Raw genomic sequence first — 9,256 nt, 5'->3', positions numbered from 1 at the left:
TTTAGAAGCTCTACAAATCAAACGCCTCGTTATGCACAACCAGGTTTGCTTGGTGTTGAAATGGATGTGATTTTGGAACTTAAAGTTTTGGCTGATGTTGGTTTGGTTGGTTTTCCTAATGCAGGAAAATCTACTTTATTGTCTGTATTGACTTCGGCAAAACCAAAAATTGCCGATTATCCGTTTACGACTTTAAAACCGAATCTAGGAATCGTGGCTTACAGAGATTTTCAATCTTTCGTAATTGCTGATATTCCTGGAATTATTGAAGGCGCGGCAGAAGGAAAAGGTCTTGGTCATTACTTCTTGCGTCATATTGAACGTAACTCCACTTTATTGTTTTTAATTCCTGTTGATACAGCAGACATTAAAGGAGAATATGATATTTTGGTTAACGAATTAACAAAGTATAATCCTGAAATGCTAGACAAAGAACGTCTTGTGGTAATTTCAAAATGTGATATGTTGGATGATGAATTGAAAGCTGAGCTGAAAGCAGAATTAGATGTTTCTTTCAAAGGCGTTCCTTATATGTTTATTTCATCTGTAGCACAACAAGGCTTGACAGATTTAAAAGACAGACTTTGGAAAATGCTTAACGAATAGTAAAGCTTACTTAGATATCAAAAAGGTGTTCTGTTCTCAGGGTACCTTTTTTGTTTTATAATGTTAAATTCGTAATAAACTGCTAAAAATCTAATATCATTTTTAATTTTAAGATTGTTTGGGTTGAGATAATTGCTAAAATGGCTTATATTCGCATCACTTAAACAAAATAACATGAAAAAAGTAATTTTATTCTTGACCATGTGCCTTATGGCTTTCCCAATGAGAGCCGATGAAGGAATGTGGTTTTTGATGTTTATCGAAAGATTGAACCATAGAGATATGGAAAAAATGGGCTTGCAATTGACAGCCGAAGAAATTTACAGTATTAATAATCATAGCTTAAAAGATGCAATTGTACAATTCAATGGAGGATGTACAGCTGAAATCGTTTCAAACAGCGGTTTAGTTCTTACTAATCACCACTGTGGCTATAGTTCGATTGCAGAACTTTCAACTGCAGAACAAAATCATTTGAAAAATGGTTTTTGGGCAAAAAATCGTTCAGAAGAACTAAAACCAAAATCTTTATACGTTCGTTTCTTTGTTCGTATGGATGATGTTTCAAAAAGAATCCTGTCTAAAGTAAACGATACAATGACAGAAACTGAAAGAAACACAATCATTCAGCAAGAAATCGCTTTGATTGAAAAAGAAAATAGCGAAAATGGAAAATACACAGTTTCTGTTCGCCCTTTCTTTCAAGGAAATGAATATTACTATTTTGTTTACCAAGATTACACAGACGTTCGTTTAGTTGGAACTCCTCCTGAAAGCGTTGGTAAATTTGGTGGAGATACAGACAACTGGGAGTGGCCTCGCCAAACTGGAGATTTCTCTATGTTTAGAGTTTATGCTGACAAAGACGGAAATCCTGCAGCATATTCTAAAGATAATGTGCCATTAAAACCAAAACACTATTTACCTGTAAGTTTGAAAGGAGTTAAAGAAAATGACTTTGCAATGATCTTAGGATATCCAGGTAGAACAAACCGTTGGATGCCAGCTGGAGGAATCGAGCAAAACATTAAATATGCTTATCCTGCTTGGGTTGAAGGTGCAAAAACTGGAATGGACGTAATGAAAAAGTATATGGATAAAGATGCAACTGTTCGTTTACAGTATGCTTCTAAATATGCTTCGACTGCTAACTACTGGAAAAACCGTCAAGGTATGATCGACGCTTTAACAAAAGCTGGAACTGTAGACGCTAAAGCAGAACAAGAAGATAAATTCTACGAGTGGGCAAGTAAACCTGCAAACAAAGAAAAGTACGAGAATGTAATTCCGACTATTAACGATTATTACAGAGAAACAAACTTAAAAGCGCGTCACGATAATTATTTGACTCAACTTTTACGTACTTCTAGCTACGCAACTGGACCTGCTAATTTAGGAAATGCATTAATTGCTTACTACAAAGAAAATGATGCTAAGAAAGCAGAAATGCTTCCTAAAATCAATGAAATGATTGAGAAAATTTATGGTGAGTTTCATGCTCCTTTAGAAAAAGACATTTTAACAGCTCAATTAAACTTATATGCTGAAAAAGCTGCTGAGTATGGACTTGCTCCAGAAATTGCAAAAATGAAAACAGCTAACAATGGTGACTTTACTGCAGATGTGGCAAAAGCTACAGAACAGAGTTATTTTACAACTAAAGAAAAAGTATTAGGATTTTTAGCAGATCCTAAACCAGTAGCCATTACACACGATCCGTTGTATATTATTTCTAATGATTTATTGACAAAATACCGTTCTAAAACAGATGATCAAGCAAAAGCTGATGATGGTTTTGCAACTGCATACCGTAAATTGGTAGAAGGTTTAAGAGAATCTAAATTGAACGCAATTAAATACCCTGATGCAAACTCTACGTTGAGGTTGACTTACGGAAAAGTTCGCGCTTTACCTGCTGATCCTCGTAACGATGCTAAGATTAATAATTATACTACAATGGAAAGTATGGTTAAAAAGTATAAAGCAGGAGACCAAGAATTTGACTTGCCAGCTCGTTTGTTAGAGTTAAACAAGAAAAAAGATTACGGTCAATATGCTGACAAAGCAGGTTATATGCCAATCAATTTCTTGACAGATAATGATATTACTGGAGGAAACTCTGGTTCGCCAGTTCTTAACGGAAAAGGAGAATTAATCGGTATCGCTTTTGACGGTAACATTGAAGCTATGGCTGGAGACGTAATTTTCGATTCTAAATTGCAAAGAACAATTAACGTAGATATTCGTTATGTACTTTGGATTATCGACAAATATGCAGGAGCTAAAAACATTATTGATGAGTTGACGATTGCTAAATAATCTCAATTTCCTTTATAAAATAAAACCCGACAGTTTTTTTAAGCTGTCGGGTTTTTTATTTTTTTTAGTTTGTGTAAAGTATACAAGGCTGATTGAAGTAGAAGCCTTTTGAATGCGTGTGTTCGACTTTACTCAGACTGACAAAAGATACATTTAATGTTTTCAAAATTTGGAATTTCTCAAGTAAGAAATTGTTTTGCATTTTATACTGAATCAAAGCACGCGTGTTTTCATTGTTGTAATTGTGTTTTTGAAGCTGAATGGCGATTTATATAAAAAGGCTGGAATAAGATTAAATATATTTTTCGTACAAATTACTAATTTATGTTTAAAAGCAAATCAAGCATTTTATATTTCCTTATTTTTGAAATATGAAAAAGCTGCTAATTTTCTTTTTGATTGTTCCGATGTACTGTTGGTCACAATCTAATTTTGAGAAAGCAGAGAAATTATTTCGCGCAAAAAATTACGATGAAGCTAAACTCATATTTGAATTTGTCCTTAAAACAAATCCGTCAGATATAAAGTCACTGGAATATCTTGGAGAAATAGAAGCACATCAAAAATCTTGGGTAAAAGGTGCCGAATATTTTAAAAAACTAAAAGAATTGAAACCCACAGTGGCAGATTATTTTTTTAAATACGGAGGATGTTTGGCGATGCATGCTGTAGAAGTGAATAAAATTAAAGCTTTTTCGATGGTGGGCGATATGAAAGAAGCTTTTGAGAAAGCCATCGAGCTTAATCCAAAACATGTTCAGGCGCGTTGGGCATTGATTGAAATTTATTTGCAATTGCCTGGAATTTTAGGCGGAAGCGAATCAAAAGCAATCTCATATTCTAACGAATTAGCGCAGTTTTCTCCAATTGATGGCTATCTGTCAAGAGGAAGAATTGAAGAGTATTTTAAAAGATATGATCTTGCCGAAAAAAATTATAAGAAAGCACATGAAATTGGCAATTCAAAAGTCACATTTCAAAAATTATATAATTTATATTTGAACAAACTAAAAGACACAAAAAAAGCGCAGGATTTAAAACGAAAATTCGAAGCATAAAATAAAGATTCTAAATGAAAACACATTTCATTGCCATTGGCGGAAGCGCAATGCACAATTTAGCATTAGCATTGCATAACAAAGGATATCAGGTTACAGGAAGTGACGATGCTATTTTTGAACCTTCAAAATCAAGATTAGAAAAGAAAGGAATTCTTCCTGCTGAATTGGGTTGGTTTCCAGAAAAAATCACTTCAGATATAGATGCTATTATTCTTGGAATGCATGCTAAAGCGGATAATCCTGAATTATTAAAAGCACAGGAATTGGGTTTAAAGATTTATTCGTATCCTGAGTTTTTATATGAACAATCTAAAAACAAAACTCGTGTTGTAATAGGTGGTTCTCATGGAAAGACTACAATAACTTCTATGATTCTTCATGTAATGCATTATCACAACATTGCAGTCGATTATATGGTAGGAGCACAGTTGGAAGGATTTGATACTATGGTTCATTTGACTGAAGAAAATGATTTCATGGTTTTAGAAGGCGATGAATATCTATCTTCTCCAATTGACAGACGTCCGAAATTTCATTTATACCAACCAAACATTGCCTTAATTTCTGGAATTGCTTGGGATCATATTAATGTTTTTCCAACGTATGAAAACTATGTGGAGCAATTTGAAATTTTCATTGAAAAAATTACAAATGGCGGAATTTTAGTTTATAACGAAAATGATTCAGAAGTAAAACGTGTTGCCGAAGCAGCAACAAATCCGATTCGAAAAATTGCTTATTCGACTCCAGAATATTCGGTAAATGATGGATTAACTTTATTAAAAACTCCAGAAGGCGATATGCCAATTGAAGTTTTTGGTGCACACAATTTAAATAATTTGGCAGGAGCAAAATGGATCTGTCAAAATATGGGGGTTGATGAGGCCGATTTCTACGAAGCAATTGCTAGCTTTAAAGGTGCTTCTAAACGTTTAGAGAAAATTGCAGAAGGAAAAGGAAAAGTGGCTTATAAAGATTTTGCGCATTCGCCAAGTAAAGTAGCCGCAACAACAAAAGCGGTAAAAGAGCAATATCCTAATAGAACTCTAGTTGCTTGTTTAGAATTGCACACTTATAGTAGTTTAAATGCTGAGTTTTTAAAAGAATATGAAGGTGCTTTAGAATATGCTGATGTTGCAGTTGTTTTCTATTCTCCAGATGCGGTTAAAATTAAACAGCTAGAAGAAGTTACTTACGAACAAATTGCTACGGCATTCAATAGAAAAGATTTAATTATTTATACCAATCCAACTGAGTTTAAAGAATATTTGTTCAATTTAAATTTAGAAAATTCTGCACTTTTATTAATGAGTTCAGGAAATTATGGAGGTTTAAATTTTGATGATGTAAAAGGTTTGATTAATTAGAAATTAGTCAATTTGAAAATTAGATAATGTGCCACTGCTTTTGTAGTTGGCACATTTTTTTTTGTCTAATTATCTAATTAGAATTTTCATATTTAAAATGTCCAACTATCTTATATTCAAATAAACAATCTTCTAAAATTTGTCCGCTGCCGACGTTATGAACAATTAAATTACGTTTTCCGTCAGCTGATTTTTTATTAGTTACAATTCCAATATGCGGAAGTTTATCATTAATCATCCAAGTTACTAATTCTCCAGTTTTGTAATCTTTTGCATTTTGAGTTACAGGTAATTTTGTTCCTTTTCTTTCAAAGAACACCTCTAGGTTCGGGACTCTTCTATGATCAATATTGGTATCGGTTTTTGTCATTCCCCATTTTTTTAAATTTGGATAAAGAGAAAAATTCTCAACCATATCTTCATGGACTTCTTTTTGTAAATCGATATTTAGAACTCGATACGATCGTATTATAACATCTGTGCAAACTCCCTTATTTTTTGGAACATCGCCATTCGGGTAATCAATTTTGAAATAGGCAGGATCGTAATCAATCGAGGGGTCAATTATTGAAATTGCGGCTTGAGATAATTTTTCGGCAAAAGTTTTAGGTTCGGTATAATTTGAAACAGCTGGGCTTTTGTTTTCTTTTTGGTGGCATGATAGAAAAAATAATAAAATAAAGCAGGAGATTAATGGTTTCATTTTCAGATAATTTAGTTTTTAAAGATACTAAAATTTAAGAACGGTTAATAATATTTGAAAGATTTTTCTTCTTTTTTAAATATCTTCGCTTCTTAAAATTATTATTATGGAAGGAGGGCATTTCGCTATAAAAAATTGGTCTGATGATGATAAACCGCGCGAAAAATTAATGCTCAAAGGAAAAGATGCTTTAAGTGATGCTGAATTAATGGCTATCTTAATTGGTTCTGGAAGCCGTAATGAATCTGCTGTCGCTTTAAGTAAGCGAATTTTATCTACAGCCAAAAATCTAACTGCTTTGGGAAAAATGACAATTTCTCAATTAATGCAATTTAAAGGTATTGGTGAAGCAAAAGCTGTTTCAATTGTTTCTGCTTTAGAGTTGGGTAGGAGGCAACGAATAGAAGATGTTTCGAAACTAAAAAAAATAACTTCAAGTAAAGCTGTTTTTGATATTATGCAGCCCATTATTGGAGAACTTCCGCATGAAGAGTTTTGGGTGCTTTTTCTTAATAATTCAAATAAAGTGATTTCTAAATCCCAATTAAGTAAAGGAGGTATTGCTGGAACAGTTGTAGATATACGATTGGTTTTTAAATTAGCACTAGAGAATGGCGCTACAGCCTTGATTTTGTGCCATAATCATCCTTCGGGTAGTTTAGTTCCAAGTGATGCCGACAAACAAATTACTAAGAAAATTAAAACGGCAGGAGATATATTAGATGTTAAAGTTTTAGATCATGTTATTATTACTGAATCAAAATATTATAGTTTTGTAGATGAAGGAATTTTTTAATACATGAACACCAATATTACCGACATCTTTTTTGATTTAGATCATACGCTTTGGGATTTTGATAAAAACTCAGAAATGGCTTTTGATCGTATTTTTAAAAATAAATACCAAGAAATCGCAACTCAAGATTTTATTAAAGAATATATTCCGATCAATCAAGAATGTTGGAGATTGTATCAGAATGACAAAATTACGCATCAGGAATTGCGTTATAATCGTTTGAAGTTATCCTTTGATGCTTTGAATTATGTAGTTTCAGATGAGAATATTCTGGAAATTGCAAATGATTATATTGAGTTTCTTACTGATAACAATTATCTTTTTGATGGAGCGATCGAAGTTTTGGAATATTTGAAACCAAAATATAAACTTCACATCATCACAAATGGATTTGCTCAAGTTCAAGAAAAGAAAATTAATAATGCTGCGCTTGGCAATTATTTCAGTACAATCACAAATTCAGAATTAGCAGGTGTTAAAAAACCAAATAGTATTATATTTGATTATGCATTAAAATTGGCAAAAACTTCAAAAGAAAACAGCATTATGATCGGAGACGATTTTGAAGCAGATGTAAATGGAGCTTTGAATGCTGGTTTGGATGCTATTTTCTTTAATGAGAAAAAATTAGATATTTCGGGAAATTATAAACAAATTAACCATTTATTAGAACTAAAAAACTATTTATAATTATGAAAATTAAAATTTTACTTACTGCTCTTTTATGTTCAGTTGTTGGATTTGCGCAGTCTGTTAATGATTACAGAGCTGTAATTGTACCTCTGAGATATGATTTTATAAAAACAGATAATCAATATCGTTTGGCTACATTAACCAAATCAAATTTATTAAAGGGAGGTTTTGAAGCTTATTATACAAACGAGCAATTACCAGATGGGCTTACAGATCGTTGTCAGGTTTTATATATAGATGTGAAAAAAGACAATGCTTTTTTGGTCACTAAACTTTTTATTGAATTAAAAGATTGTTACGGACAAGTGGTTTACACATCTGAGGTGGGTAAAAGTAAGGAGAAAGAATATGAAGTTGCTTATAAAGAAGCGCTAGATAACGCTTTTAAATCGATTTATGGATTGCACTATAAATACAGTGGCAAGTCTGTAGTGCCATCTAGAACTGTTGTGGCACAAAAAAATACTGCCGAAACTTTGGCGGCTGCGACAGTTGCTCCTGCAGCGGCTGCAGTAAAAGTAGCGCCAACAAATCCAGTAGCAGCGACTGTTTCGCCAGATTTAAAAGATCCTAATTTATTATATGCTCAACCAACAGAATCTGGTTATCAATTAATAGATAAAACTCCAAAAGTAGTTATGAAGCTTCTTAAGACTTCTCAACCAAATGTTTACATCGCGATAAAAGATAATGTTCAAGGTTCTTTGATTTTGAAAGAAGACGGACAATGGTATTTTGAGTCTTATCAGAATGACAAATTAGTTTCAGAAAAAATTGTAGTTAAATTCTAAATACAAAATACGGTTTAATAGCCGTATTTATCTTTCCAACGGTTCTTTAGAAATTCGCGGGTACTATTCTCTCTAGAATTGTTTCCAGGATTGTAAAGAACCGTTTCTTTTATAGCATCTGGTAAAAATTCTTGTTCTGCAAAATTATTGGCATAATCGTGAGAATATTTATATTCGTCTCCATAACCTAATTCCTTCATTAATTTGGTAGGAGCATTTCGTAAATGAATAGGAACAGGCAAATCGCCAGTTTGCTTTACTAACTGTTGAGCATTGCCAATTGCCATATAAGAAGCATTGCTTTTTGGCGAAGTAGCCAAATAAATTGCACACTGACTTAATATGATTCGGCTTTCTGGATATCCGATTGTTGTAACAGCCTGAAAAGTATTATTAGCCATTATCAGTGCAGTTGGATTAGCATTACCAATATCTTCGCTTGCTAGAATTAGCATTCTTCTAGCAATAAATTTTACTTCTTCGCCGCCTTCAATCATTCTGGCCAACCAATAAACGGCTCCATTAGGATCACTGCCTCGTATAGATTTAATAAACGCAGAAACGATATCGTAATGTTGTTCGCCAGTTTTATCATAAAGAACCGTGTTTTGTTGTACAAGTTCAAAAACGCGATCATTAGTAATTGTAATTTCATCACCAGCAGAAGCATTAATGACAAGTTCAAATACATTTAAGAGTTTTCTTCCGTCACCACCAGAAATGCGCAATAAGGCTTCTGTTTCTTTTAAATTTATTTTTTTTGTCAATAAATAAGCATCAGTTTTCATTGCACGTTGCAAAAGAGCTTCTAAATCGGCTTTTGTAAAAGCATTTAGTATATAAACTTGACAACGTGACAATAATGCAGGAATTACTTCAAAACTGGGGTTTTCGGTTGTAGCACCGACCAATGTTATCCA

At 32.9% G+C, this 9,256-nt stretch carries 9 protein-coding genes; 7 read left to right on the top strand and 2 right to left on the bottom strand.

Annotated features, from left to right (window positions below; all coding sequences use genetic code 11):
* From B3J44_RS12395 to B3J44_RS12380, 4 genes are all read left to right on the top strand, one after another.
* Nucleotides 1-606: GTPase (locus tag B3J44_RS12395; RefSeq protein ID WP_286968693.1), on the top strand; the 606-nt coding region annotated here is incomplete at its 5' end.
* A gap of 174 nt (nucleotides 607-780) precedes the next feature.
* Nucleotides 781-2,925 carry a S46 family peptidase gene (locus B3J44_RS12390; protein WP_286968692.1) on the top strand — a complete coding sequence of 715 codons (2,145 nt, stop codon included), beginning with the start codon at nucleotides 781-783 and terminating at the stop codon, nucleotides 2,923-2,925.
* 371 nt (nucleotides 2,926-3,296) lie between these two features.
* Entirely contained in the window at nucleotides 3,297-3,983 is a 687-nt protein-coding gene (locus B3J44_RS12385) for a tetratricopeptide repeat protein (RefSeq protein ID WP_286968691.1), read from the top strand.
* Nucleotides 3,984-3,997: 14 nt separating this feature from the next.
* A complete protein-coding gene (locus B3J44_RS12380; RefSeq protein ID WP_286968690.1) occupies nucleotides 3,998-5,353 on the top strand; it encodes a UDP-N-acetylmuramate--L-alanine ligase in 1,356 nt (451 codons plus the stop codon).
* A 73-nt stretch (nucleotides 5,354-5,426) separates the two neighbouring features.
* On the opposite strand, the gene B3J44_RS12375 is transcribed toward B3J44_RS12380, so the two are convergent.
* Nucleotides 5,427-6,056 carry a DUF1287 domain-containing protein gene (locus B3J44_RS12375; protein WP_286968689.1) on the bottom strand — a complete coding sequence of 210 codons (630 nt, stop codon included), beginning with the start codon at nucleotides 6,054-6,056 and terminating at the stop codon, nucleotides 5,427-5,429.
* 106 nt (nucleotides 6,057-6,162) lie between these two features.
* On the opposite strand from B3J44_RS12375, the gene radC reads away from it, so the two are divergent.
* From radC to B3J44_RS12360, 3 genes are read left to right on the top strand one after another with little or no spacing between them, the layout of a single operon-like run.
* The gene (radC, locus tag B3J44_RS12370) at nucleotides 6,163-6,852 is read left to right on the top strand and encodes a RadC family protein (RefSeq protein WP_286968688.1); all 690 of its coding nucleotides are present in this window, start codon (nucleotides 6,163-6,165) and stop codon (nucleotides 6,850-6,852) included.
* 3 nt (nucleotides 6,853-6,855) lie between these two features.
* On the top strand, nucleotides 6,856-7,542 hold the full coding sequence (locus tag B3J44_RS12365; protein ID WP_278020376.1) for a YjjG family noncanonical pyrimidine nucleotidase: 687 nt from the start codon (nucleotides 6,856-6,858) through the stop codon (nucleotides 7,540-7,542).
* A 2-nt stretch (nucleotides 7,543-7,544) separates the two neighbouring features.
* Complete coding sequence (locus tag B3J44_RS12360) at nucleotides 7,545-8,336, top strand: hypothetical protein (protein WP_286968687.1); 792 nt, start codon at nucleotides 7,545-7,547, stop codon at nucleotides 8,334-8,336.
* 14 nt (nucleotides 8,337-8,350) lie between these two features.
* Here B3J44_RS12360 and B3J44_RS12355 read toward each other — a convergent pair.
* Nucleotides 8,351-9,256: replication-associated recombination protein A (locus B3J44_RS12355; protein ID WP_286968686.1), on the bottom strand; the 906-nt coding region annotated here is incomplete at its 5' end.

This window comes from Flavobacterium sp. UBA4854 (assembly GCF_002399805.1).
Classification (GTDB): domain Bacteria; phylum Bacteroidota; class Bacteroidia; order Flavobacteriales; family Flavobacteriaceae; genus Flavobacterium; species Flavobacterium ginsengisoli.
Note: the sequence above shows the minus strand (reverse complement) of the source record. Positions and strands in the feature narration are given on the sequence as shown.

Bases quoted from the DNA above. Each gene is read 5' to 3' on its own strand.
- B3J44_RS12390 (WP_286968692.1), top strand. From the start codon at position 781: ATGAAAAAAGTAATTTTATTCTTGACCATGTGCCTTATGGCTTTCCCA.
- B3J44_RS12385 (WP_286968691.1), top strand. From the start codon at position 3,297: ATGAAAAAGCTGCTAATTTTCTTTTTGATTGTTCCGATGTACTGTTGG.
- B3J44_RS12380 (WP_286968690.1), top strand. From the start codon at position 3,998: ATGAAAACACATTTCATTGCCATTGGCGGAAGCGCAATGCACAATTTA.
- B3J44_RS12375 (WP_286968689.1), bottom strand. From the start codon at position 6,056: ATGAAACCATTAATCTCCTGCTTTATTTTATTATTTTTTCTATCATGC.
- radC (WP_286968688.1), top strand. From the start codon at position 6,163: ATGGAAGGAGGGCATTTCGCTATAAAAAATTGGTCTGATGATGATAAA.
- B3J44_RS12365 (WP_278020376.1), top strand. From the start codon at position 6,856: ATGAACACCAATATTACCGACATCTTTTTTGATTTAGATCATACGCTT.
- B3J44_RS12360 (WP_286968687.1), top strand. From the start codon at position 7,545: ATGAAAATTAAAATTTTACTTACTGCTCTTTTATGTTCAGTTGTTGGA.